This window comes from Methanobacterium aggregans (genome assembly GCF_017874455.1).
Lineage (GTDB): Archaea > Methanobacteriota > Methanobacteria > Methanobacteriales > Methanobacteriaceae > Methanobacterium_C > Methanobacterium_C aggregans.
Window position 1 is genome coordinate 411,298 of the sequence record NZ_JAGGLN010000001.1, and the last position, 25,062, is coordinate 436,359.

Sequence of the window (25,062 nt, forward strand, 5' to 3'; positions counted from 1 at the left end):
ACAATGTTAATTGTCAGTTCATAAATTTAATGATTGTCCCCAATCACACCATCAAGAATGGAGATCATGAGGGACGATGCCGTGAGATCCGCAGTTGTACCAGGATTCAAATGTTCGGATACCAGCATTTCATCAAAGGCCCTGACTTCTTCCATTCCATTTTCTGCCAGTATTCCACCAGCATCCAGGAGCTCTTTTGCATCCTTTGATACATCCCCTGCAACCTTTTTACCGTACTTTCTCTCGATGAGTGTGTCGGGGTAACGTGAGAGAATGGTTAGGAAGGTCTGAAGAGTTGCATCGTTGAGACTGCCCCGGGATTTAACCTCTTTGAATGTGGGGTATCCAACATCGAAGGTTATGGGCATTTTGTTTGTGAGTTCATATGCAAGTCTGTCCCATCCAGAGGATATTTCAAGGACATCGTACATGTTAAGGCCCTTCTCAATGAGTTCATCCTTTGCATCACTGCTTCCAACGTCCAGCTCATCTCTCTCACCCATACCACCTGCATCAGCTATGCTTATGGCATCGTAGAGATTTACAGCATCTTCAGGGGTTGTTGCCCTCATGAGGAGATCCACATTCTCCCTTGTGTTTTTAAGGTCTGTGCTCATGGCTGCTGCAGCACATATTGGGGTTAGGAGCATGATTATTCCAAGGTTGGTGTTGTTTGCAACCCATTTATTGGTTTCAATTACAGCATCCTTTATCTCTTTTCCAAGGCCTATTTTATGGAAGTTTTCAGGTTCCCTGTACTTCAAACCCTTCTCTGCTGTTTGTTGCATGATGTTTCCAATGACAACTCCGCTTATTAGGAAGTCTTCAAATACCATGTCGTCGAAGTCCTGGGTTCTGTGAACATTTCCAGGTTTAGGATGTCCGCTGACCTCAAGTACCGATGCTATCTGTGCAGCCTTTGCAATGTAATCTGGTTCCAAGTTTGATTCTCCATTTCTTTAGTTTAATGAAAAGATTATTTTTATTTCTTTGAGGTATTATCAAAAGATTATTTTGATTAGTTATATCAGGGGATCCTGCCCAACATGCAGCAAATCAAAAAAAAAGATGTTTTTTTTAAAGGCAGGTTTCAAGTCCCTCCAAAAAATCAGGAGCAAAGTGGCTCACTATAAGATCTGCACCAGCCCTTTTTATTGAAAGCAGGGATTCATGTACGGATGATTCTGTGAGGTATCCTGCAGCTATTCCTGCTTTGAGCATGGAGTATTCTCCACTGACCTGGTAACCAATCGTTGGCATGCGGAATTCATCCTTAACACCCTTCACAATGTCAAGGTAGGGCATTGCAGGTTTCACGATGATCATGTCTGCACCCTCCTCCACGTCAAGTTCAACCTCCCTCATAGCTTCAAGACTGTTTTGTGGACCCATCTGATAGGTTTTTCTATCTCCAAAGGATGGTGCTGAACACACCGCATCCCTGAAGGGTGCGTAGAATGATGATGCATACTTGGCTGAGTAGGACATTATTATTGTGTCGTAGTGTCCGTTCAGATCCAGTGTTTTTCTTATTGCAGCCACCCTGCCGTCCATCATATCTGAAGGTGCCACTATATCTGCACCAGCCTCAGCATGGCTCAGTGCTATCTTTGAGAGGTAGTTCAGGGTTTCATCATTGATGATTTCACCGTCGCGGATGATTCCGCAGTGACCATGGGATGTGTACTGGCACATGCACACGTCTGTGATAACTATGAGGTCAGTTTCCTCTTTAAGTTTCATGACTGTTTTCTGGACTATTCCATCCCTTGCATATGCAGAAGATCCCTTATCATCCTTTGAAAGAGGCATTCCAAATATGATCACAGATTTGAGTCCCATAGCTTCAAGTCTCTTTGCTTCAGAGACCAGGTCGTTTACTGAGTACCTGTACTGACCTGGCATGGTATCAATATGCTCCTTCTGACCATCTTCAAGTCCCTCCTTAACGTACATGGGGTATATGAAGTCCTCTGGATTGAGCCTGGTTTCACTTAAAATATTTCTCAGCTGGGGTGTTTTCCTTAACCTTCTCATTCTTGTAACTGGAAACTGCATTTTATCACCGGAGATTATTTTAAAATAAATTTGAATCCTAATTATTTTATCTAACAATATTTTATTTTAATATTGGTTTGAATAACTTAAAAATGTAAAGTTTTCTTTTTGATTTAATGAAAAATGGTAACCTAATGTTGCTTCTAATTATTTATGAACTTTCAACGTCAACAAGCCTTGCAACACGTTTAATAGAACGTTCTACAGCATCAACAGACATCTTAACACTCAAAGCATCCTTGTTACATGTTTCAGCACATCTTCCACATACTCTGCACTTATCTGCATCCACAACAGCTTTTCCATCATGGATATGGATGGCATCCACGAAGCAGATGTCTTCAGTGCAACTTCCACAGCCTGTGCAGATTTCAGGGTTGAATTCTACCTCAACACCTGCCATTGGGGTTAAACTACTTCCAATATTTTCTGGAAGTTCTTTTGCCATTTTCCAGAGGCAACAGCATGGGCAGCAGTTGCAGATTGATAGAAGATCCTCCTTTGGGCCTGTGTTCATCCATACACTGTCTATTTTGTTCCTGCCTATGATATGGACCAGCCCTGCTTCCTGGCACTGTTCAACATGTTTAATGGCTTCTTCCTTTGAAACCATCCTCCCCAGTTTGGTTGATATTCGCTTTGTTCCCCTGCCAAGGAATAAGCAGCCAAGATCATGGGGATAATCCTTACAATCATTTGAAACACGGCATATACACGAGTTCATCAGGAAGTGGTGGCTGGATCTTCGGATCATCTCCTTCAAAACATCACTTGGGAGAACAGAGTCCTCCATTACAGGGATGGAGGTATTCACGTTAATTTTTTCAAGCTTCATGATCTTAGAGGGTTTCACAGTACTGTCTCGTGGTAAAACCTGTATATCATCCCCCTCAAAGAACAGCCTATCTGCCATACTTGCAACTGGAGCTACTCTTCTGCAAAGCCCTGCAAGGCTAAACCTGAGTTTAAAGGTCCTTTTTATTAGTCTGATGCTTATGTCTGAGAAATCCATGGAAAACACTTAAATCTTCTTTTTTCTTAAAATTTTGTTTTTCTTATTTAAGTTCTGAATTTAAGTCATGATCATTGATCAATCCATTAAATCCCTCAACGGGTCATCAACACCGTAGGGCTTCTTCTGGTAGTGCCGTTTGGCATGTTCCACTATCAGTGCATGGTACTCCTGGTACACTGGAACCTCTTTTGGTAAATTGGATTCAAAGAGTTCCTTGACCTCCATGTAACCTGCCTTTTCCGGTATCAATCCAAGGTGGGAGAATATCCTCTTGGTGTAGGCGTCAACAACGAATTCAGGTTTTTTATAAGCGTAGAGAAGTATTGAATCTGCAGTTTCATTACCCACACCCTTAACACTTAAAATTTCCTTTCTACCAGGTGTACGACCTTTCAGGGATATGAAGAACTTTGTGACCTCCCTTAGATAGGTTGCCTTCTGGTTTAAAAACCCTGCACACCTTATTGCAGCTTTAAGTGTTTCATCAGATAGTTCCAGGAGTTTTTCAGGTTTTATGGCATTCAGGTCGTTGAGGTTCTTCAGAGCCTGTTCTGCTGATGTCCAGGTTGTGTTCTGGGTCAGTATGGCTCCGAGGATTATCTCATAGATCTCATCATCCTTTTTTGGTAATTCATAGTTTTCTGGATGATATCCTCGCAGTGAGCCTGTTTTTGTGGGATTTGAACCCTCATGGTTTGTCAAAGGCCACCAACCCTGCGGCCCGTAGAGATCGTAGAGTTTTTGATATATCTTGATCACTTGATGAGATCCTTTATTCATATTGTTAGATAGGATGGAGTTCTATATGTATCCATTCCTAATATTTCATGGAACGTAAAATCATATGAGTAGCTGTAGGATAAGCTGAAAATCATAGAAGAATTTAAAATAGGCATTATAGATAATATAAAGTAGATAAAATAATAAGAACAGAGGTTATGAATGATAATTAAATGTGATAAATGTATATTAAGGGAATGGAAGCGTTCTGACCTTGAAAATCTGGTTAAAAATGCCAACAACATAGATATAGCCAGCAACATGAGGGATGGCTTTCCATTTCCATACACCCATGATCATGGCAGACAGTGGATAGAAATTGCAGAGACCAATGATTGTTTTTTTGCAATAACAGCTAAGGGTGAAGCTGTGGGTGGAATAGGCCTTACCCTGGGTGAAGATATTGAAAGAATCTCTGCAGAAGTTGGTTACTGGTTGGGAAAAGCCCACTGGGGAAGGGGAATTATATCCTCAGCCTTAGAGGGCGTGGTGGACTACGGGTTCAACGAGTTAAAACTTGAAAGGATATTTGCAGTTCCATTTGAACACAATACTGCCTCAAGAAGAGTTCTTGAAAAAAATGGTTTTAATCTTGAGGGTATTCTAAGAAACAGTGTCATAAAATCTGATAAAATATACAATCAAGCATTGTACGCAAGAATTAAATAAAATATTTATTAAAGGATGTGAATTTATGTCAGGAAACACCACAGGCGAAATGTTTAAGGTTACAACCTTCGGTTCAAGTCACGGCACAGCACTTGGAGCAGTTATTGACGGCTGCCCTGCAGGACTGGAACTGAACGAAGAGGATATCCAGGCAGAACTTGATAAAAGAAGGCCGGGCACAAGTAAAATAACAACACCCCGAGGCGAAAAGGACCAGATCCAAATACTATCCGGGGTCTTCCAGGGCAGGACAGATGGAACACCCATAGCCGCAGTTGTCTACAACAGGGATGCAGACTCCTCAGCCTACGAGGCCCTTAAAAACACACCAAGACCAGGCCATGGAGACTACACATGGAAGGCACGATACGGCTCTTACGACTACCGTGGAGGTGGAAGGGGAAGCGGCAGGGTAACAATAGGACACGTTATAGGTGGAGCAGTTGCAAAGAAACTCCTGAAAACCATTGGCATAGAAGTGGTTGCCCATGTAACCCAGATAGGAAAGATAAAGGCCAAAAAGGTCAACATCAACCAGATAGCATCTAAGATCCAGGAAAATCCTGTTCGATGCGCAGACCATGTTGCAGCATCCTCGATGGAGGAATTAATTCTTGATCTGAAGTCCCAGGGAAACTCAGTTGGAGGTATAGTTGAAACACTTGTTCTGAACGCACCTGCAGGTCTTGGAGATCCTGTATTCGACAAGCTGGATGCCGACATTGCCAAGGCCCTCATGGCCATAGGAGCAGTTAAAGGGGTTGAAATCGGAGCAGGGTTTGAATCTGCAGAGCTCACAGGATACGAGATGAACGATGAATACTACGTATCTGAGGAGGGAATCCGAACAACAACCAACCAGGCAGGTGGAATCCTTGGAGGTATGTCCAATGGAATGCCCATCGTTGCACGCATGGCAGTTAAACCCACACCATCCATATCAAGACCCCAAAAAACAGTTGATATCGAGAAGATGGAAGATACTGAAATCGAGATAAAAGGAAGGCATGACCCCTGCATTTGTCCAAGGGTAACGCCTGTGGCTGAGGCTGCAGTTGCAATGGTTGTGGTGGATCATTTGATAAGGGCGGGTTTTATGGGACCTACAAAGGTATAATCCTATATCATTTTATGTTAAATTCTTAAAAGGTTTCTTAGAAATCATCATATGTAGATTTAATAAATTATTATAATATTTTTATTACAAATAAATCAATATACGATCATTGTTTTTACTTAAAATGTGAGGGCATCATGACAGATTATAATCCTTTTGGTAAAAAAGTTTCTGAGTTAGAAAAAGAAGATTTAGATAAACTAATTGGTAATGTTGCTGAAGGATGGTTTATTGAATATAAAGGTGATTTTCCATCTTCTACTAACAAAATATCTCATTCTCTTGCATCGTTTGCAAATAGTGATGGTGGTTGGTATATTATAGGAATCGATGATGAAGACGGCAGTAATATTGCAACGGAAATTGTTGGTTTTGATATTAATGTTCATTCTATGCCAAAGGAACAGATAAGAAATATAATAGCCAATAATATTACGCCAAAGCCCTTTTTTGAATCTAAACTTATTATGATAAATAATGAAAAAGCTGTTTTGGTGGTACATATAGAAAGTGGAGATGAAACTCCTTATGTAACTAACGATGGTAAAATCTATCAAAGGGTTGGTGAAGGTTCTGATCCAATAAAATTGAATGATCATTACTCTATCCAAAAGTTATACGACCGATCAAAAGAATCTAGATTATGGATTGAAAATTTTAGCCAAAACCGATTTGGTATATCCAAGGGTCAATCAAATCAAAATCAATGCTTTTTAGAGATTTATTTTTACACAATGCCCGTGAATAAATTTGAGTTCAATGATTTTAGTAGTGAAAACTTTTTTAAAGAGGTTATTAAAAATTTTTCAGAGAAAGTTCACATTTTATCTCAGTATTTTGTAGGCAGTATCGAACTAAATAATTATTATTCTTCTTCAAGTTCTTATATATTAAGGCATATTACTCCTGAAAATTCCATTGATTTAGGAACAACAATGGAACTTTTTATTAATGGAAATCTTAAAGTTATTCTCCCGGTGCCTACTATTTCTATAGAAAATTTGGATTACAGTGATCCAGATTATTTAGAGATTCTTGGAGATTTTTATGAATTATTATCTGAAAATGAGTATCAATACTTGGAAATCATTGATGCAAATAAATTTTTTGTAGAATTTATGGTATTTTATAAACAATATATTCAATTTTTAAAAAATAAAAATTTTAATGGTACTTTAGGTGTTCGATTTAAAATTACTAATAGTTGGCGTACTTTATTATTTTTTAATGATGAAAATTATCTTAATTTAATAAGGGAATATGGATGTCCTATATGCCTTAAATCAGGAATTGAAATACCTAACTTTAATAATGGGAACTTAATAGCCACCACATTAAATGAAGAAGAATTTTCTGTGCCTTTAGAAGGGGAAGGTTTAGAACCTGCTGTTATTGGGATAGATTCAATAGTTTTATTACAAACAATTTATGAAGCATTAGGAATTCCTAGACACTTTTCTACATATCTCTTACCGGGAATTGTAAAATACATTTTTAAATTTGGTTTAAAAGACTCTAATTCGGATAATGTTAAATAAATTTTTTTTGAAATTAATTAAAAAATAGTCATAAAAAGATCTTTTAGTAGTATATAAAAAAATTCAAGCCTCGAGGGGGATTTGAACCCCCGACCACGAGATTACGAGTCACGCGCTCTACCGAACTGAGCCACCGAGGCATAAAGAGCTGTTACTTAATTTGTTTTTGTTTGATTGGATTTAAAGTTAACTGTGAATTTTATTTAGTATATGTTAACTTAATAAATTTCGTAAATAAAGAAGTTAGTATTCATTAATCCCTTAATGTTTATGCATCCCATGAGTAATTTAATGTATAATTTATTATTTTGCTTAAAAAATGATTCTGAGAGCTTCTTAAAATGATATATCCCAATTAGATTAAACTATCTACAAAGGGCCATATTAATACCATTTTCAAAGAGTTAATGCTATTTAACTTTTTTAAGACTTTTTTATTAAAAACATTACTAATAGTCTCAAATAATTAAATAAAAAAGAATTATTTTTTAAATCCTCATTTAAAAACTCTATTCTCTTAAAAAATTAGACAGCCGTTTGGTTCAAATATTAGTATATATTAGCTGCCTATTTCGTAAAATTCTCAACTGTAACAGCCATATGACTAAACATAGTCAACTTAACGAATTAAGATAGTGAGGTTAATGAAAAGATTTAAATATTGTTAAATTAATACTGACTGACATCAGTCAATAAAGGAGGATACTATGAACTATTTGGCAAATGAAAATAATTACTCAATTCAGACTTTCGGTCTCACCAAGAAATATAAAGATCAAAAAGCAGTAAATGGCATCAATCTGGCGATTAAAAGAGGTGAAGTTTTCTCTTTACTCGGTCCTAATGGTGCAGGTAAAACTACAACCATAGAAATGCTTTGCTGTCTGCTAAAACCAACTGCTGGAACTGCAACTATCATGGGTTATGACATAAAGAAAAATCCTTCAGCAGTAAAAGAAGTTATTGATATTTCACCACAAGAAACTGCTATTGCTAGCCATTTGACAGCTTGGGAGAATCTTATGTTAATGGGCGGAATAAATGGTCTGAAAAAAGAAGAAACGAAAAAGAGAGCTAAAGAACTCATAGAATTAATGGGGCTGACTGAAAGAGCAAATGAACAGGTCCAGAATTTTTCAGGAGGAATGCAACGAAGGTTAAGTATAGCAATGGCACTGATTTCTGATCCTCCCGTACTCTTTCTTGATGAGCCGACCCTGGGTTTAGACCCTCAAGCCAGAAGGGCTATTTGGAAGCAGATCGAACGTTTCAAAGGGAAAAAAACAATCATTTTAACCACTCATTATCTTGAGGAGGCAGACGCTCTCGCAGATCGAGTTGCTATAATTAGCGAGGGTAATATAATAGCAATGGGGACGCCAAAAGAGCTCAAGAATGATATCTATGGGGTGCAAACCATGATAATTAAGGCTCAAAAACTTTCTTCTACTATTATGGAAGGATTGGGGAAGATGTATCTCAATGTAAAAGAGATAGATAATGGAATTGAGATAAAAGCAAGGGAATTAAATTTTGATGATATAGTTGACTACCTTCGCTCCAAAGGAGCAAAAATTGAAGGGATTTCTATGAAAGAGCCCTCTTTAGATGATGTATTTTTTAGCCTTACCGAAAATGAGGTGAACAAATGAGATTTATCAGCTTAGCCAATCGGAATATAAAAGAAGTATATAGAGATCATGTTTCTATGGGTCTGGGATTGGGATTGCCTATTGTATTGTTGGTACTTTTTGCATCCATTGGTAAAAATGCCCCAATCAAGATTTTCACTGCTAACGCACTCACACCTGCAGTAATTGTCTTTAGTTTCGGATTTCTAACATTATATTCTGCTATGCTTTTAGCAAGAGATCGTGAAAGTGCATTTTTAACAAGGCTTTTAACAACACCACTCAAACCGTCCGACTTCATCTTGTCTTATATTCTACCTTTCTTACCGATAGCACTCCTCCAAATTACAGTTTGCTTTGTAGTTGGGAGTTTATATGGCGTTACAATTAATTTAAGCATTATTTTTGCTTTAATTATTTTATTTACCCTAGCATTTGCCTGTATTGGAATAGGTATGATAATAGGATCACTCTTCTCAGAAAGTCAGACTGGAGGAATTGGATCTATAGTGATAGTTATAATATCCTTATTCAGCGGCGCTTGGATGGACTTAAAAATGGTTGGAGGAATATTTGGAGCTGTTGGATATGCCCTTCCTTTTGCTTATGCCCTCGATGCCACTAGGGGTATTTTAAATGGATCAGGGTGGGGAGATATCATTATAGATTTTTATTGGGTTCTTGGTTATGCACTGATCTTTTTTATAGGGGGAATTTTGTGTTTTAGATGGCGGACAAAAAGATGATCTTATTCCTTTCTCTCCATACAAAACCTTTTCTAAGATTGTTTCATATAATAAAAACAATCAAAATTTAGTCTGGGTGGAATAAATTGATGCGCGTGACAAAAAAACCTGAAATAAGGCGTAAAGAACTAATGAACGCCGCAGAAGACTTATTTATAGAAAAAGGATATGAACAGGTTGAAGTATTAGAAATAGCGAAAAAAGTAGGCGTAGTGAAGGGTACTTTTTATTATTATTTCAAATCCAAAGAAGCAATACTTGATGCAATTATTGACAAATACATTTCTATCCTTGTTGAAGATATGGAAAATATGGTCAATCAGAAGGATCTAACAGCATTAGAAAAATTGATGAACATATACCCCTTTGCTTTGTCATTTCCAGGTGGTCATAAGAGCATAATGCATCGTCTTCAAGAAGAAAAGAATGTTCATCTACGTATGAAGCTTGAACAAAGGATTCCACAAGAAACTGCTGGATTACTTACACGTATAATTAAACAGGGTATTGAAGAAGGTGTTTTCAATATTAAGTATCCTGAAGAAGCTGCTGGCGTATATATGGGAACAATGATTATACTCCAAGGAATAGAGAATCTTGACCCCAATTCTCTGGAATTTAAGAGAAAATTCATGGCCATGTTCTATTTTATTGAGCGGATTTTGGGTGCAGAAGAAGGTTTGATTATCAAATTTATGGAAAAAAATAGTTCTTAGACGCAGTCTTCTCCGGAGGTGGGGGGTGTGAAGGATGGTTTAAGTAATGCGAACTTCATCATATGCCTGTATATTACGGTAATTTCAACTTTTCCTTAAAAAAAAGAAATTAAATAACATTTTAAGTTTAAACCTTAAAATTCATCCAGTGTCTGCTGTTTCGGCATATATGCATCCAGGTTGATCTTCATCCCATCCCGTGCAGCCAGGGTTCTTATTCCTGTTTTCTCGGTTATCCTCCGGGCTTCAGAGTCTGGATGGTCCATTATGAACTTCATTCCAAGGTGGGTCATCACAGCAAGTTTAGGTGACACCTCATCCACAAGCATCTGGAAGTCATCTGCACACATATGGCCCCTTATCCTCTCACCATCTGCCCTTATGACACTTGCAATCAATATATCCGCACCCCTATGTTCTTCAGCCAGTTCCGGGAAGTACTCTGTATCTGAGGTGTAGGATATTGTGAAGTCCTGGTGGTGGAACTTGAAACCAACACCCTTGGGGTCGCCGTGAATTGTCTTTGTGGCCTTCACACGGATGTTGTCAAGCTTAACCTCATCACCGGGTTCCATTGCCTTAACTTGGGGTTTTGTCATGTGGTACTTGGATATGCAGGGGCCCCAATCTTTGTAGCCATTTATAACGCTCTGGTTTCCAATTAAGATCCCCCTTCTCCGGGTCATTCCCCGTGTTACAGCTTCAAGTAGAACCTCAGCATCTGTGTAATGGTCTGTGTGTGAGTGTGAGACCATGACGCAGTTGAGCTTGGTTGGGTTCAGTCCGAACTGGTAGGTCCGAACCAGTGCACCAGGCCCTGGATCCACGTGGATGTTTTTACCGTCAATACCATCTATTCTAAATCCGCCTGTCATCCTCTTCTGGGTTATGGTCGCGAAAGCGTCCGCCACCACTTCCTAAAAATGTTAACTGCATGTTAGGTCACCTTTTATTAGTTTTTTTTATTTAAATTCGTTATTTTAAGCTAATATTTTTATTAAATTTTAAATCTATTGCATAAACTTTTAAATCAATGACATAATCATCATTAAGATTAAATGAATAGCTATTTATGAATCAAACAAAAACATACTCCTATTTCTCTTCCCTGCAGAGTATCACAGAGCAGGTTAAACCTGTTTTATTTCCTTTGATGCAGAGGTTTTCCTTTTCTATAACCACTTTGTCCCCAACCTTTACAACCGCGGGATCTGCAACCTGCATTGTAACAGATTCTCCTGCCTTTTTAAGGGGCTTCCAGTCCATGTCAAGGGCTTCAACACCCTTTTTAAGGGTTACCTCAACTTCATCTCCATTGATGGTCTGGATCTTCCCCACTTCACCATGGTCAATTATCCTGGTGGCCATCTGTATTGTTTCTGTGGTTTTTAGAAGCTCCTCCCTCAGGGAATTTCTCCATTCGTTCAGTTCTTTAACATCCTGGATTATGGTGGTTCTTAAAAGTTCCTTTGCATCCTTATGGTTCAGGTTGGGATGTTTTATGAGTACATCATAGTCCTGGCTTACAGATGGTGTTAAGTGGGCCACATCTTCCATTACCTTGCTGAAGAGTTTTCCAATATCCTGGAGGTTGGTTTTATTCTTCCAGTTGTCTTTTATGGTTTTATTGGCAATTTCCTTGGTTACCTTGTTTCCAAAGACAACTATGGAGCTTTCACCACCTTTTATAGTCTTTATATCTGAACCGAGAAGTTCAACTATGTTGTAAGCCCCGGTTGTTCCGTAGATTCGCTTCCTCTTTGTCTTGAGTGGTGTTTTAAATCTAACCTCACCAACTGCAACATCTCCAATTTCACGAACTTTCTGGGCATCATCTGTTATTTTAAGTGTTATGTCAAGTTCTGAAGCTTTTTTCAGGAGCTCTTCATCTGTTCTGATCTCTCCAGAGTAGAGTTCTTCCTCAAGTTTCTCCCTCTGACTTTCATCACCGAAAAACCCAATTCTCCTTTTATCTCCAGCTATGACACATCCTTTGCTTCCAACGTACGTTATTATAAGACTCATGTGAACACCGTGATTTTATCTAAATAGAATGTTTAATTTGAGTTTTTATATAAGTTATGTTTATCCCTCTAATGGAAATTATTTCAGGAAAAAATAGGGCTGAAAACAGGATTTAATCCTACAATCATGAATTTTTAATAAAAAAATGACACAATAATTCTTGAAAAATTAAAGTAACATGCAGAAATGATTAATTTTAAATAAAAATTCATGAAAATTTTCAATTAAAAATTTAAGGGATGTAATAATGGCACTGTTTTTATATAAAATTATTTTTTAAAAAAATTAGAAAAATAATTATAATAATCCTTTCTATTTGAAAAATAAACCTTAAAATGATTTTTATCATCAAAAAGAAGATTTAAAAAATTCAATTAAAAGAAAATTAAAAGGTATATCTTATAAAAATATTTTATAAAAAGATCATGAAGAAAAAGGAAAGATAAGTGAATTGGGGGGGGGTGAAACCTGATTAATTTAAATAATAACCAGAATTCACTTATTATCCGATGTTGATTCCCCAACTTCCCCATCCAAAACTGTTCCCTCACCAAAACTTGGTGGAACACCCTCAAGAACATCCTTCAGGAATTCTCCAGTGTAAGTCTTGCTCTGTGCAATTTCCTCTGGAGTTCCCTGTGCTATAACAAATCCACCGTCATCTCCTCCTTCAGGTCCAAGGTCTATGATGTGGTCTGCAGTTTTTATAACATCCAGGTTGTGCTCTATAACAACAACTGTGTTTCCACTGTCCCTGAGCCTTCCAAGAACATGCAGTAACTTTTTAATATCTGCAAAGTGCAGTCCAGTGGTTGGTTCATCCAGTATGTAAAATGTTTTACCAGTACTCTGTCTGCTCAGTTCTTTTGCAAGTTTAACACGCTGTGCCTCACCACCAGAGAGTGTTGTTGCAGGCTGGCCCAGTTTGATGTATCCCAATCCAACATCATCAAGTGTTTTAAGCTTCTTATGGATACGTGGAATATTCTCAAAGAAGTGCACTGCCTCCTCAACAGTCATATCCAGAACCTCTGAAATGTTCTTGCCTTTATAGCGAACATCAAGTGTTTCCCTGTTGTACCGTTTACCATTACATACCTCACATGGAACGTACACATCCGCCAAGAAGTGCATCTCTATCTTAATGATTCCATCACCACTGCATGCTTCACATCTTCCACCCTTAACATTGAAACTGAACCTTCCAGGTTTGTAACCACGTTTCTTGGATTCAGGTGTTTCAGCAAATATTTCACGGATGTAGGTGAAGAGTCCTGTGTAGGTTGCAGGGTTGGAACGTGGAGTTCTTCCAATGGGTGACTGGTCTATGATTATGATCTTGTCGATGTTCTCAATTCCTTCAATCGCATCATGACGACCGGGGTTCATGTGTTTCTTGTTGATCTTACCATAGAGTCCCTTGTAGAGCACCTCATTTATCAGGGTACTTTTACCTGAACCTGAAACCCCTGTGATACATGTGAAAACTCCAAGGGGAAATGCAACATCTATATCCTTAAGGTTGTTCTCACTAGCACCCTTAACAGTTATGTACTTTCCATTGGGCTTACTGCGTTCGGATGGAATTTCAATCATTTCCCTCCGGGATATGTAGTTTCCTGTAAGGGAGTTGGGGTTTTCCATTATCTCCTGTGGTGTTCCCTCTGCCATAACAATTCCACCGTGCTCTCCAGCACCAGGACCAATATCAACAACATGATCCGCTGATAGTATGGTTTCTTCGTCGTGCTCAACAACGATAAGTGTGTTTCCAATGTCCCTTAGGCGTTCAAGTGTTTTTATGAGCTGTGCATTGTCCCGCTGGTGGAGTCCTATGCTGGGTTCGTCGAGTATGTAGAGCACTCCCACAAGCCCGGAGCCTATCTGGGTTGCAAGACGTATTCTCTGAGCTTCACCACCAGAAAGGGTTCCTGAAGATCTTTCAAGGGTTATGTAGCCAAGTCCAACATCTGCAAGGAACTTCAAACGTTCCCTTATTTCCTTAAGAACCTCCTTGGCAATGAAGAGTTCCATCTCAGTGAGTTCCAGTTCCTCGAAGAATTTCTTTGAGGCTTTTATTGGCATTTCAACAACTTCAGATATGGTTTTACCGCCAACAGTAACTGAACGGCTTTCAGGTCGCAGCCTGGTACCTTTACAGGCTGGACATTTTCTGTCGCTCATGAACTGGCCTATGTAGCTTCGCATGTAGTTGGACTTGGTGTCCAAGAACAAACGTTCCATACGGCTTACAACACCTTCAAATCTACGTTTCACCTTGTGGTGTCTGTTTTTACGGGTGAAGTTGAACTCGATCCTGTCAGATGAACCATAGAGAATTATGTTCTGGTACTCCTCTGGAAGATCCTGGAAGGCCGTGTCCATACTGAAGTCGTAGTGGTCTGCAACAGCCCGTAACATCTGGAAGTAGTAGTTGTCGTAGTTTTTAGACTTGCTCCATGGCAGAATAGCGCCCTCATTGAGTGATATGGTTTTGTCTGGAACTATGAGGTCTGTGTCTATTTCAAGTTTGCTTCCAAGACCGTTACACTCAGGACAGGCTCCGTGTGGGTTGTTGAAGGAGAACATCCTTGGACTTATCTCTTCGAAGTTTATTCCACATTCTGTGCATGCGAAATGTTCGCTGAACTTCTTCTCACGTCCATCATCATAGACAATGAGCATGAGTCCTTCACCGAGCTCAAGGGCTGTTTCCACGGAATCTGCAAGTCTTCTCTTGAAGTCCTCATCGTACCTGATAACAAGACGATCCACAACAACTTCAATTGTGTGTTTACGGTTTTTATCAAGTTCAAATTCATCATCAAGACTTGATACTTCTCCATCAACTCTCACACGTAAAAATCCCTTTCTGCGAAGATCTTCAAGCACCTTCTGATGCTCACCCTTCCTGTCCTTCACAACAGGGCCAAGCACCTGTACCTTGGTGTCTTCCTCTTCATGGAGTATGTTGTCAACGATCTGACCTGCTGTTTGCTGTGATATTTCCTTACCGCACTTGTAACAGTGTGGTGTTCCCACACGTGCAAAGAGAAGACGCAGATAATCGTATATCTCTGTTACTGTTCCAACTGTTGATCTGGGGTTTACACGTGTGGTTTTCTGGTCTATGGATATTGCAGGTGAAAGCCCTTCTATGTAATCAACTTCAGGCTTCTTCATCTGACCTAAAAACTGTCTTGCATAGGCAGATAATGATTCAACATATCTTCGCTGGCCTTCAGCATATATGGTGTCAAATGCAAGGGATGATTTCCCGGAACCACTGATCCCTGTAATAACAACGAATTTATCACGGGGTATGGTGATGTCTATATTTCTGAGGTTGTGCTCACGTGCCCCTTTTATTGTTATATTTCCTTTTTTAATCGTCATTAGATTTAAACTCCTTAAATTCAAATTTGAAATGTTTATATTTAGTTGTATTGATATTTGAAATTCATATTCATTTGAAATAATCAGGTTGCAATGTTCTTCTACAAATTCTTCAATTGATCCTTTAACCCATGAAGTTTATGATACTGCATTTGATAAGAACTACCTTTCTTTAGAATGATCCCAGTTTTTGGATGGTTTTATTGATGATTCCATTTTTTTTGTAGAAGTTATCATAGATCATCACATTTAAATCATCAACCAATTCACTCTGAAACACCCTCCAAAACATGGATCTTATCCCTTATCCTGGCTGCCCTTTCAAAGTCAAGTTTTTTAGCCGCAATCTTCATTTCAGATTCTAAATCCTTTATTAAAAGATGCAGTTCATCTTTTGGAATAGCTTCAATGTCTGTAACCTGTTCAAGTAATTCCTCTTCCTTCACTGGTTTTTCCTTAACTGATTTGACAACTGACCTTGGGGTTATTCCATGCTTCTTGTTGTAGTCCATCTGGAGTTTTCGTCTTCTGTTTGTCACATCCACTGCAGAACGTACAGATTCTGTTATTTCATCTGCGTACATTATGACCTGGCCTTCAACGTTCCTTGATGCACGGCCTATGGTCTGTATAAGTGATGTTTTTGAGCGGAGGAATCCCTCCTTGTCGGCATCCATTATTCCAACTAATGATACTTCTGGAAGGTCCAAACCCTCCCTTAAAAGGTTCACACCCACGAGGCAGTCAAATTCTCCCCTTCGAAGGTCGTCAATTATTTCTATCCTTTCAAGGGTTCCTATCTCTGAGTGAAGGTACCTTACCTTGATTCCAACCTTTGCATAATAATCTGTAAGGTCCTCAGCCATCCTCTTTGTCAGGGTGGTTACAAGGATACGCTGATCCTTTTTAACCTTCTCCTGTATCACTCCCAAGAGGTGGTCCACCTGTCCCTTAACAGGCTTGACAAGGACCTCTGGATCCACGAGTCCTGTGGGCCTTATTATCTGCTCAACTGTGTTTCTGCTTATTCCCAGTTCGTAGCTTGCAGGTGTGGCTGAAACATATATGATCTGGTTCTGCAGCCTTTCAAACTCATCAAAGCGAAGAGGTCTGTTTTCACGTGCCGATGGTAATCTGAAACCATAATCCACAAGTGAATTCTTCCTAGCCCTGTCACCAGCGTACATTCCCCCAATTTGAGGTACTGTAACATGTGATTCATCAATTATGGTGAGGTAATCTTCTGGGAAGTACTTGATTAAACTGTAGGGTGTTTCACCCCATTTTCGGCCTGATAGGTGCATTGAGTAGTTCTCAATACCGTTGCAGTAGCCCATTTCCTGAAGCATTTCAAGGTCGAAACGTGTTCTCTGCTCAAGTCTCTGGGCTTCCAGGAGCTTGTTCTGTGAATTCAGGGTTCGTAGACGTTCCTCAAGTTCCTCCCTTATATTTTTAATTCCCCTTTCAAGCTTCTTTTTAGAGGTTACGAAGTGTTTTGCAGGGAATATGGTTGTTCTCTCAACTTCCTTGATGGCCTTACCCCTAACAGGGTCTATTAAGGATATTCCATCCACTTCATCACCGAAGAGTTCTATCCTGATTGGTGATGCACCATCCACTGGGTATACTTCAATAACATCTCCACGCACACGGAACTTGCCCCTCATAAATTCAATATCATTACGATCGTACTGCATCTCAACGAGTTTGGTGAGTATCTCATCCCTACCTCTTGTATCTCCAATTTCAATGGATAATACGAATTCTCCATAGTCTTCAGGTGATCCTATACCGTAGATACATGAAACACTTGCAACCACTATGACATCATCCCTTGAAAGTAGGGACTGGGTTGTTGAATGCCTCATACGATCTATTTCCTCATTTATTGAGGCTTCCTTGTCTATGTAGGTGTCTGATTGGGCTATGTACGCCTCTGGCTGGTAATAATCGTAGTAGCTTACGAAGTACTCCACTGCATTGTCAGGGAAAAACTCCTTGAACTCCTCATAGAGCTGTGCTGCAAGTGTTTTATTGTGGGATATCACAAGGGTGGGTTTTTGAACCTCTTGGATGACATTGGCCATTGTAAAAGTTTTACCTGAACCTGTAACACCCAAAAGTGTCTGGTGTTTCAAACCGTTATTAACACCCTTTGAAAGGGATTTTATGGCATTAGGCTGGTCTCCTAATGGTTTATAATCTGATATAAGTTTAAATCCGCTCATAGTTTTAGATCCTCTTAGATATGATTTTTTTAAATAATACCTTCAATCTCTACAACGATTAAAAAAAACAAATTTTTTAGAATCTACACTTGTACAATGAAAAGAAATCTGTACAAAAAAAAGTATGTGATGATCAATATGATGATCTTGTAAAATATGTGAAAATATTCATAGTACCATTATTTCAATTAAATTCTCTTAATTTTTTCAGAATACTACTTCTTCAAAGATTTTTTTATAAATTCAAGGAATTGGATGACCCCTCTAATAATTACTAAGTTATTGATAAACCTAGTATTTAAATTCTTTTATATATAATGATAATATAACCATAAAAAATTGATGATATCATCCATGATAATTTCATTAGGAAATAACGTGCTTAAACTCCATTTCATGATTTAAAATATATTTAAAGATATTTCAATTAAATAGGATATAACAGAACTTTTAAAGTCTAAAAATTGTTTAAAAGGAAGGATGTTTTTAAATAATTGTTACAGAATGGATAAAAAGTAGTGTTGCCTAGAGCAGACATAAGAGGATTAAAATTGACGTTTCAAAGCAGAAATCCAGATGATCTACCAGATAAACCTGGCGTATACATCATGAAAAATGTTGAAGATACAGTTATCTACGTAGGTAAGGCTAAAAACCTGAAAAAAAGGGTTAAATCCTATTTCAGGGATGATCTGGAATCTCCAAAAACAAGGGCTCAGATGAGACAGTTCCATCATCTGGAGTACATGGTAACGGACACAGAGAAGGAAGCACTGATCCTTGAATCTAACCTCATAAAAAAACACATGCCCCGTTACAACGTGCGTTTAAAGGATGGAAAACGTTACCCATACATAAAGATAAGTAATGAAGATTATCCCAGGGTTTTCATAACCCGAAGAATTGTTGACGATGAATCCTACTACTACGGACCCTTCACAGATTCAGGTGCAGTTAAACAGATGGTTAAATATCTTAAATCCCTTTTTAAGATACGTGACTGCAAACGAATGGATGGACCCTGTCTCAACAGTCAGATAGATATATGCAATGCTCCATGTGCAGGGATAATAAGTAAGGAAGAGTACAAAAAAAACGTTGATAGAATCACCATGTTCTTTGAGGGTAAGTACAGTGAGATAGTACAAATTCTTAAAAAGGACATGAACCGTGCAGCTGAGAACCATGAGTATGAAAAGGCAGCAGTTTTAAGGGATCAGCTGAACTCCATAGACAACATGCTTGAAAGGCAGAAGATGGAGATGACAGGAGATCTTGACCAGGATGTTGTGGCATTATCCTCTCATGAAAATCTGACCTGTGTTGTTGTGTTCTCAATAAGGGATGGAAAGATCACAGGAAAAGAGGATTTTCTCATGAATGGGGCAGAGGATACTCCTCAAAGCAAGGTTCTCTCTGCATTCATAAAACAGTATTATTCAGGGCCCAGACATGTTCCAAAGGAGTTAATACTTCAAAGTGAGGTTGATGATAGTGATCTAATCCTTGAATGGTTGTCTGAGAAGAGGGAAAACAAGGTTACCTTAAAGGTTCCAAAAAAGGGCAGGAATCACCGTTTGATCCAGATGGTTGCTAAAAATGCAGATATAATCAGACAGCACCATAAAAAGGTAGAAGGAGCTTTGGTGGAACTTAAAAATTATCTGAGGATTCCTCAGCTTCCAAGGCGTATTGAAGCCTTTGATATTTCCAACATAAGCGGAAAGATGCCTGTGGGATCCATGGTTGTGTTTGAAAATGGAAAACCCAAAAAATCAAGTTACAGAAGATACAAGGTAAAAACAAAGGGACCTGATGATTACAACATGATGAGGGAAGTTTTAACACGGCGTTACGAAAAACTCCTTGAGGATTCCAGTGAGAATGGGGGAGATGTTCCTGATCTCATACTCGTTGATGGGGGTAAGGGACAGTTGAATGTTGCTGTGGAAGTTTTAAATTCTCTCAAACTTGATCTACCAGTTATTGGGCTTGCAAAGGAATTTGAAGAAATATTCATGCCTGAGGTTCCAACTCCACTCATACTGCCCCGTGATTCAGAGTCCCTGCACCTTTTACAACGAGCAAGGGATGAAGCACACCGTTTTGCAGTTAGCTACCATAAAAAGCTGCGTTCAAAGGAACAGGATCGTTCAGTTCTTGATGATATCCCGGGTGTGGGTGTTAAAAGGAAAATGAAACTTTTAAGACACTTTGGAAGTATTGATAATATTAAGAGGGCCAGTGTGGCTGAAGTTGCAGTGGTTGAGGGTATAAACAAAAACTTAGCAGCCACTATCCATGAATACCTACAAAAAACAGGTTGAAATCATCTAGATATAAGAAAAAGATATAATAAAGGACAGTGAAAGAAGAATTGATAAGAAATAAAAAAAAGGATATAACTCCATGGGAATAATTTTCTTGGAGTTGTGTTCCAGTCTTTAAGATTTCTGTTTACTAAAATTAAAAAAAGGGACTACCATGTCAAGTACAAAAATCCTTGTTGTTGAAGATGAAAGCATAGTTGCTATGGACATAAAACACAGGGCTGAAAGTTTGGGATATACAGTTACTGGAATAACTCCATCTGGAGAAGAAGCCCTCCAGAAGGTTTCTGAAAATTTACCGGATCTTGTTTTAATGGATATAGTGCTTAAAGGAGAAATGGACGGAGTTGAAGCAGCTCAAAGGATACGGGACAGCTTTGACATACCTGTTGTGTATCTTACAGCCTACTCAGATGAGCGAACCCTGAAAAGAGCCAAGGTAACTGAACCATTTGGTTACATAATAAAACCATTTGAAGACAGAGAACTTCACAGTGCTGTGGAAGTTGCTCTCTATAAACATAAAATGGAAAGTAAGCTTAAAGAGAGTGAAAAATGGCTTTCAACAACCCTTGAAAGTATTGGGGATGCAGTGATAGCAACCGACAACGAGGGTAGGATCAAGTTCATGAATCCAGTAGCAACAAATGTTACAGGATGGAAACAAGAGGAAGCCTTTGGTCACAGCCTTAAAGAAGTATTCAATACAATTGATGAGGTAACAGGAGTTCCAATTGAAGATCCTGTAACCAGTGTTGTTCAAAATAATATCATAGTTGAATCCAATCAACCCAAAATTCTCGTAACCAGAAGTGGGGATAGAATACCTATTGATGACAGCAGCGCCCCTATAAGAGACAAAAATGGAGATATTTTAGGGGTTGCATTAATATTTAAGGATGTAACAGGACGAAGAAAGGCTGAAAAGGAAAGGGAACAACTTTTGAAGGAAAAGGCACGGGGTGAACTTTCAAGCTTCGTTCTAAGTGCACTGCCACTTTTTGCATCCAACATACCTCCACAGATCAGAAACAACATTGCAAGAAACTTTTCAGACCGTTTTGAAAACAACGTGAAACACACCTTTGAGGAAGAACTTAAAAATTGCATTGAAGGCACCGATGAAAAGGATAAGGACATTATCTTTAAATGTTACAGCTCATGGTTATCTGAATTTTTACTGAACTTAGGTTTAAATTCTAGAATAACATCCAAAGGAAGTAAGGATTATCTAACCCTTGAAAACTGTCCATGGATACTTGAAGATGGAACCAGTCCAATGTTCTGTTTGATCTGCAGGGCAATAGTACTCAGGAGTTTCACATGGACCAAAATAGGGGGAAATGTTGAACAAACTGCATGCATGGCTGATGGTGCAGGTAAATGTAAATTTGAATTCATTTTCTCCCATTAAAACATGCAAATATAAATCTATTGAAGTCCATTGAGACACATTGGAGATGCAGTCACGAAATTGAACTTGGATCATAAAATTGAATCTTAAGCTTAAAAAAAGGATTAAAAAAAATCATTTGGGAAAAACTAAGAAATATTAAAGGAGATGTAAAACTTGAAAAGGATAGAAACAGGAATAGAAGGTGTTGACAAGATCACCGGTGGATTTCCAGAGGGAAGATCTGTCTTAATAACTGGAAATGCAGGTTCAGGTAAAACAATATTTGGACTCCAGTTTGCAAAAAAAAGCTGTGAACAGGGATTCAAAACAGTTTATATAACCACAGAAGAAGATTCTAATGATCTTTACACTCAAGCTGAGGCCTTTGGATGGGATCTCCATAAACTCAATGAAAATGGAACCTTAAGCTTTGTTGAACTTGCAAGTATAAGGGCCAGGGTTACAGAGGCAGAGATGAGTATAGATATTGAAGCAATGAAGGGAAACTTCTCTAAGTTTATTAACGACATCCCTGAGGATACACAAACAGTGATCATAGACAACATAGGAAGTTACACTGCAAAATTAACTCCCTACGAATTCCGTGATAGATTCGATCTCCTCATATACGAGCTGAAGCAGCGTAACATAACCACGCTGGTTATACTCGACAGTGCAACATCCAAGGAATTCAATGAAATAGCACTGTTCTCTGTTTACGGTGCTTTCAAACTTATGAAACGTGAAAATCCTTACACAGGACGCAGAGAACGTGTCATGGATATCGTGAAAATGAGAAGCACCAAAACACCAACACAGTTCATAACCTATGAAATAGATGCAAATGGAATTAAAATAGTTTCAGGTGTGGAATTAGACTCTGAAGAATAGTTGGATGAATTCCGGTTGAATCATCCCCTGAAAGACAAGTATTTAGAATGAATATTAAAATTTAAATCTTTATTTTATAAATAATTCCTTTTTTTAAGTTTTTTTTGATTTGAGTTGTTATATGAGCATTAAAATCTAAAATCCCTTAAATTTAAATCTTTCTTAAACATCTTAAAGAAAAGGTTTTAAACTAAAAATCAACTCTAAAAAAAAAGGATAAGGATTTGTTTCAGGATAGTATTATCCTAGGAAACTTCTGTCCTTGTACAAACTCAAACTCCGGATTATCTTGGTTTTAGGATCCTCTGGTTCAGGAGTCTGTACCTTAGTTTCCACTGTCTTAGCATGCACAATTTTTGGTGGTGTGTAGTGGGTTAAATAGTACTTGGTTCCACTTATTTTCTCTTTACCCTCTGCTGCACAGTAATCAGCATCACAGTGAGTACAGGTCCATTCACCTTCAGCTGTTCCCTTTGGGTTAAATTTAAGGCTTCCGTGGCTGTGACACTGTGGACAGTAGTTTTTAAAGCTTGCAGTGTGGTAATAGTAACCACTCTGACCACATGAGCATTTTGCTGTGGCTTTAACATAATCATCTGTTACCTGCACATTGTAGCCACCAGTGGCTGCTGCAGATGCAGGTAAAAAGGTTATTAAACATGCAACAAATAGCAGTGCATGTTTAAACTTCGGGTGTGGTTCAATCTCCTCTAACAAAGTATCAACTCTCTATTTTTTTTATTTTTCTCAATTTCTTTCAAAAGTACCATCTAAAAATCCTTCAAACATCTGAAAGATCCTATGGTTAAAAAAATCATCTGGGAGTAATTTAAAACCCAAAACAATTCTTAAAATCGATTCAGATCAATCAAAACTAATTTAAAGGATTATTATACGGATTTATTAGTCTAATTTTTTTTAGAATGATTTCAAAATGTGCATCTTCAAATAAGAACCTTTATTCATATTTTAACATTCCCTGAGGATGCATTAAAATGTTCATTTTTATCTTGATTTAAATAAGTCAAAAAAAGCAACAAAACTTATTTTTTAAATTCCAGTAAATCTTCAATTCAAATGTAATTAATTCAATGTCTCATTTGTCTTAACTTCATTTAATCTCAATTTATATTAGCTTCATGTACATGCACTTGCAGATATAAGTTAATAAATGCTCAATTCAGTTTTTTACGTCATTTAAATATCAAACAAATCCAGTTATCTGCGGGTACATCTAAACCCCTAGTATACTTTTCCTGTTTTTTTATTTTTTACAACTCACCTGTATGAACTATACGTAACATATCATCACATCTGTTCGTGTAAGTTAGAACTAAAGTAAGTCCATGATCCTATTTAAACTTTGCGGTTTTTCATGATTTGAAACTAGGATAAAATAAGACTTTAAGAATAAATAGAAGATTAAAAACCTTTAAAACTTTAAAAAAAAATTAAATATGATTTAATGTATCATTAAACCCTTTTTAAAACAGCTAATATGAGTTTAACTGCATTTTCAACATCCTCAACATTCACAACACTTACGGGTGTATGTATGTATCGTGTTGGTGGGGATATAACTCCAGTTGGTATTCCCTCCCTTGTAAGGTGTATGGCCGATGCATCGGTTGTACCTCCTTCGCTGACCTCCAGCTGGTAGGGTATACCTTCTTCATCTGCAGCAGATATTAATAATTCTTTGACCTTGGGATGGGTCAGGATTCCCCTACCACTTGCATCTGCAAGTATGATTGCAGGACCTTTTCCAGCCTTTGCAGGAGCTTCATCTTCTTTTATTCCAGGATGGTCACCGGATATTGTGACGTCAAGGGCTATGGCCATGTCAGGGTTTATCTTAAATGCAGATGTCTTTGCACCTTTAAGTCCAACTTCTTCCTGCACCGTTCCAACACCATAGAGTGTTGCATCAGTTTCTGCCTGTTTCATGACCTCAATGAGAACAGCACAACCAACCCTGTTGTCCAGGGCTTTTCCTTTAACCAGAGTTTTACCCAGTTCTGCGAATTCCTGGTTTATTATGATTGGATCGCCGAGTTTAACCATGCCTTCAGCTTCTTCCTTATCAGAAGCTCCAATATCTATGAACATATCCTCGTATCCGATTACTTTCTTTCTTTCAGCTTCTTTCATTCTGTGAGGTGGTTTTGAACCTATGACTCCTGTGACTGTTCCATTGGATGTGTGTATGGTTACTTCCTGGTTCAGGAGCATCTGATCGTTTATTCCACCGATCTTGGAGAATTTTATGAAACCTTCCTTGTCGATGTAGCGAACCAGTAACCCTATTTCGTCCATGTGGGCCGCCAACATCACTCTTTTACCGCCCTCTTTACCTTTTTTAAGGGCGATCATGTTTCCCATGTTGTCGACTTCCATTTCATCAACATGGCCTTCAAGTTCATCCATCATTAAATTTCGAATTTCATCTTCAAAACCGGAGATTCCCGGTGCTTCTGTAAGTTTTTTAAGCAGATCTCGCACTTTATTACCTTCTAAACTGTTTTT

19 protein-coding genes and 1 tRNA gene are annotated in these 25,062 nt (G+C 38.3%); 9 read left to right on the plus strand and 11 right to left on the minus strand.

The genetic code is table 11. The features are described from left to right. Window positions 1-26: 26 nt before the first annotated feature. The 4 genes from J2756_RS02035 to J2756_RS02050 form a co-directional block, all read right to left on the minus strand. Window positions 27-941, minus strand: coding sequence for a triphosphoribosyl-dephospho-CoA synthase (locus J2756_RS02035; RefSeq protein ID WP_209581887.1), 915 nt, complete (start codon window positions 939-941; stop codon window positions 27-29). A 136-nt stretch (window positions 942-1,077) separates the two neighbouring features. After that, window positions 1,078-2,058, minus strand: coding sequence for a porphobilinogen synthase (hemB, locus tag J2756_RS02040; RefSeq protein WP_209581889.1), 981 nt, complete (start codon window positions 2,056-2,058; stop codon window positions 1,078-1,080). Window positions 2,059-2,209: 151 nt separating this feature from the next. Further along, window positions 2,210-3,070 carry a 4Fe-4S ferredoxin gene (locus J2756_RS02045; RefSeq protein WP_209581892.1) on the minus strand — a complete coding sequence of 287 codons (861 nt, stop codon included), beginning with the start codon at window positions 3,068-3,070 and terminating at the stop codon, window positions 2,210-2,212. A 78-nt stretch (window positions 3,071-3,148) separates the two neighbouring features. Beyond that, on the minus strand, window positions 3,149-3,853 hold the full coding sequence (locus tag J2756_RS02050) for an endonuclease III domain-containing protein (RefSeq protein ID WP_209581896.1): 705 nt from the start codon (window positions 3,851-3,853) through the stop codon (window positions 3,149-3,151). A gap of 162 nt (window positions 3,854-4,015) precedes the next feature. Here J2756_RS02050 and J2756_RS02055 point away from each other — a divergent pair, with 162 nt between their 5' ends. The 3 genes from J2756_RS02055 (at window position 4,016) to J2756_RS02065 (ending at window position 7,177) form a co-directional block, all read left to right on the plus strand. Next, window positions 4,016-4,522, plus strand: coding sequence for a GNAT family N-acetyltransferase (locus tag J2756_RS02055; protein WP_209581899.1), 507 nt, complete (start codon window positions 4,016-4,018; stop codon window positions 4,520-4,522). Window positions 4,523-4,547: 25 nt separating this feature from the next. Then, window positions 4,548-5,639 (plus strand): chorismate synthase, encoded by a 1,092-nt coding sequence (gene aroC, locus J2756_RS02060; RefSeq protein WP_209581902.1) that lies wholly within the window; start codon window positions 4,548-4,550, stop codon window positions 5,637-5,639. 137 nt (window positions 5,640-5,776) lie between these two features. Continuing rightward, window positions 5,777-7,177, plus strand: coding sequence for an AlbA family DNA-binding domain-containing protein (locus J2756_RS02065; RefSeq protein WP_209581907.1), 1,401 nt, complete (start codon window positions 5,777-5,779; stop codon window positions 7,175-7,177). Between the two features lie 66 nt (window positions 7,178-7,243). Here J2756_RS02065 and J2756_RS02070 read toward each other — a convergent pair. After that, window positions 7,244-7,317: transfer RNA gene (locus J2756_RS02070), tRNA-Thr, on the minus strand. Between the two features lie 567 nt (window positions 7,318-7,884). Here J2756_RS02070 and J2756_RS02075 point away from each other — a divergent pair. The 3 genes from J2756_RS02075 (at window position 7,885) to J2756_RS02085 (ending at window position 10,270) form a co-directional block, all read left to right on the plus strand. Then, window positions 7,885-8,829, plus strand: a complete 945-nt coding sequence (locus J2756_RS02075) for an ATP-binding cassette domain-containing protein (protein WP_209581911.1) — start codon at window positions 7,885-7,887, stop codon at window positions 8,827-8,829. Then, window positions 8,826-9,554, plus strand: a complete 729-nt coding sequence (locus J2756_RS02080) for an ABC transporter permease (protein ID WP_209581914.1) — start codon at window positions 8,826-8,828, stop codon at window positions 9,552-9,554. The genes J2756_RS02075 and J2756_RS02080 overlap by 4 nt, the downstream gene beginning before the upstream one ends. 89 nt (window positions 9,555-9,643) lie before the next feature. Then, window positions 9,644-10,270: a TetR/AcrR family transcriptional regulator gene (locus J2756_RS02085; protein WP_209581917.1), complete on the plus strand. Its 627-nt coding sequence runs from the start codon at window positions 9,644-9,646 to the stop codon at window positions 10,268-10,270. A gap of 134 nt (window positions 10,271-10,404) precedes the next feature. Here J2756_RS02085 and J2756_RS02090 read toward each other — a convergent pair whose 3' ends face one another. The 4 genes from J2756_RS02090 to uvrB form a co-directional block, all read right to left on the minus strand. After that, window positions 10,405-11,181, minus strand: coding sequence for an MBL fold metallo-hydrolase (locus tag J2756_RS02090; protein ID WP_209582309.1), 777 nt, complete (start codon window positions 11,179-11,181; stop codon window positions 10,405-10,407). Window positions 11,182-11,365: 184 nt separating this feature from the next. Further along, window positions 11,366-12,295 (minus strand): DUF2121 family protein, encoded by a 930-nt coding sequence (locus J2756_RS02095; RefSeq protein WP_209581933.1) that lies wholly within the window; start codon window positions 12,293-12,295, stop codon window positions 11,366-11,368. 495 nt (window positions 12,296-12,790) lie between these two features. Beyond that, on the minus strand, window positions 12,791-15,691 hold the full coding sequence (uvrA, locus tag J2756_RS02100; protein ID WP_209581935.1) for an excinuclease ABC subunit UvrA: 2,901 nt from the start codon (window positions 15,689-15,691) through the stop codon (window positions 12,791-12,793). Between the two features lie 266 nt (window positions 15,692-15,957). Continuing rightward, window positions 15,958-17,919, minus strand: a complete 1,962-nt coding sequence (uvrB, locus tag J2756_RS02105) for an excinuclease ABC subunit UvrB (protein WP_209581938.1) — start codon at window positions 17,917-17,919, stop codon at window positions 15,958-15,960. 551 nt (window positions 17,920-18,470) lie between these two features. On the opposite strand from uvrB, the gene uvrC reads away from it, so the two are divergent. The 3 genes from uvrC to J2756_RS02120 all read left to right on the plus strand — a co-directional run bounded on the left by uvrC (window position 18,471) and on the right by J2756_RS02120 (window position 22,536). After that, window positions 18,471-20,246, plus strand: a complete 1,776-nt coding sequence (gene uvrC / locus J2756_RS02110) for an excinuclease ABC subunit UvrC (RefSeq protein ID WP_209581941.1) — start codon at window positions 18,471-18,473, stop codon at window positions 20,244-20,246. Window positions 20,247-20,403: 157 nt separating this feature from the next. Then, on the plus strand, window positions 20,404-21,663 hold the full coding sequence (locus J2756_RS02115) for a methanogen output domain 1-containing protein (RefSeq protein WP_209581944.1): 1,260 nt from the start codon (window positions 20,404-20,406) through the stop codon (window positions 21,661-21,663). Window positions 21,664-21,819: 156 nt separating this feature from the next. Beyond that, window positions 21,820-22,536 carry an ATPase domain-containing protein gene (locus J2756_RS02120; protein WP_209581947.1) on the plus strand — a complete coding sequence of 239 codons (717 nt, stop codon included), beginning with the start codon at window positions 21,820-21,822 and terminating at the stop codon, window positions 22,534-22,536. Between the two features lie 240 nt (window positions 22,537-22,776). Here J2756_RS02120 and J2756_RS02125 read toward each other — a convergent pair whose 3' ends face one another. Beyond that, complete coding sequence (locus J2756_RS02125; RefSeq protein WP_209581951.1) at window positions 22,777-23,253, minus strand: hypothetical protein; 477 nt, start codon at window positions 23,251-23,253, stop codon at window positions 22,777-22,779. Window positions 23,254-24,009: 756 nt separating this feature from the next. Continuing rightward, entirely contained in the window at window positions 24,010-25,038 is a 1,029-nt protein-coding gene (locus J2756_RS02130; protein ID WP_209581954.1) for a M42 family metallopeptidase, read from the minus strand. Between the last annotated feature and the right edge of the window lie 24 nt (window positions 25,039-25,062).

What these genes read in the sequence shown, in the direction of transcription:
- J2756_RS02065 (WP_209581907.1), top strand. Translation starts at nt 5,777, where the DNA reads ATGACAGATTATAATCCTTTTGGTAAAAAAGTTTCTGAGTTAGAAAAA.
- uvrA (WP_209581935.1), bottom strand. Translation starts at nt 15,691, where the DNA reads ATGACGATTAAAAAAGGAAATATAACAATAAAAGGGGCACGTGAGCAC.
- uvrB (WP_209581938.1), bottom strand. Translation starts at nt 17,919, where the DNA reads ATGAGCGGATTTAAACTTATATCAGATTATAAACCATTAGGAGACCAG.
- J2756_RS02095 (WP_209581933.1), bottom strand. Translation starts at nt 12,295, where the DNA reads ATGAGTCTTATAATAACGTACGTTGGAAGCAAAGGATGTGTCATAGCT.
- J2756_RS02055 (WP_209581899.1), top strand. Translation starts at nt 4,016, where the DNA reads ATGATAATTAAATGTGATAAATGTATATTAAGGGAATGGAAGCGTTCT.
- J2756_RS02045 (WP_209581892.1), bottom strand. Translation starts at nt 3,070, where the DNA reads ATGGATTTCTCAGACATAAGCATCAGACTAATAAAAAGGACCTTTAAA.
- J2756_RS02085 (WP_209581917.1), top strand. Translation starts at nt 9,644, where the DNA reads ATGCGCGTGACAAAAAAACCTGAAATAAGGCGTAAAGAACTAATGAAC.
- hemB (WP_209581889.1), bottom strand. Translation starts at nt 2,058, where the DNA reads ATGCAGTTTCCAGTTACAAGAATGAGAAGGTTAAGGAAAACACCCCAG.
- aroC (WP_209581902.1), top strand. Translation starts at nt 4,548, where the DNA reads ATGTCAGGAAACACCACAGGCGAAATGTTTAAGGTTACAACCTTCGGT.
- J2756_RS02080 (WP_209581914.1), top strand. Translation starts at nt 8,826, where the DNA reads ATGAGATTTATCAGCTTAGCCAATCGGAATATAAAAGAAGTATATAGA.
- J2756_RS02115 (WP_209581944.1), top strand. Translation starts at nt 20,404, where the DNA reads ATGTCAAGTACAAAAATCCTTGTTGTTGAAGATGAAAGCATAGTTGCT.
- J2756_RS02075 (WP_209581911.1), top strand. Translation starts at nt 7,885, where the DNA reads ATGAACTATTTGGCAAATGAAAATAATTACTCAATTCAGACTTTCGGT.
- J2756_RS02050 (WP_209581896.1), bottom strand. Translation starts at nt 3,853, where the DNA reads ATGAATAAAGGATCTCATCAAGTGATCAAGATATATCAAAAACTCTAC.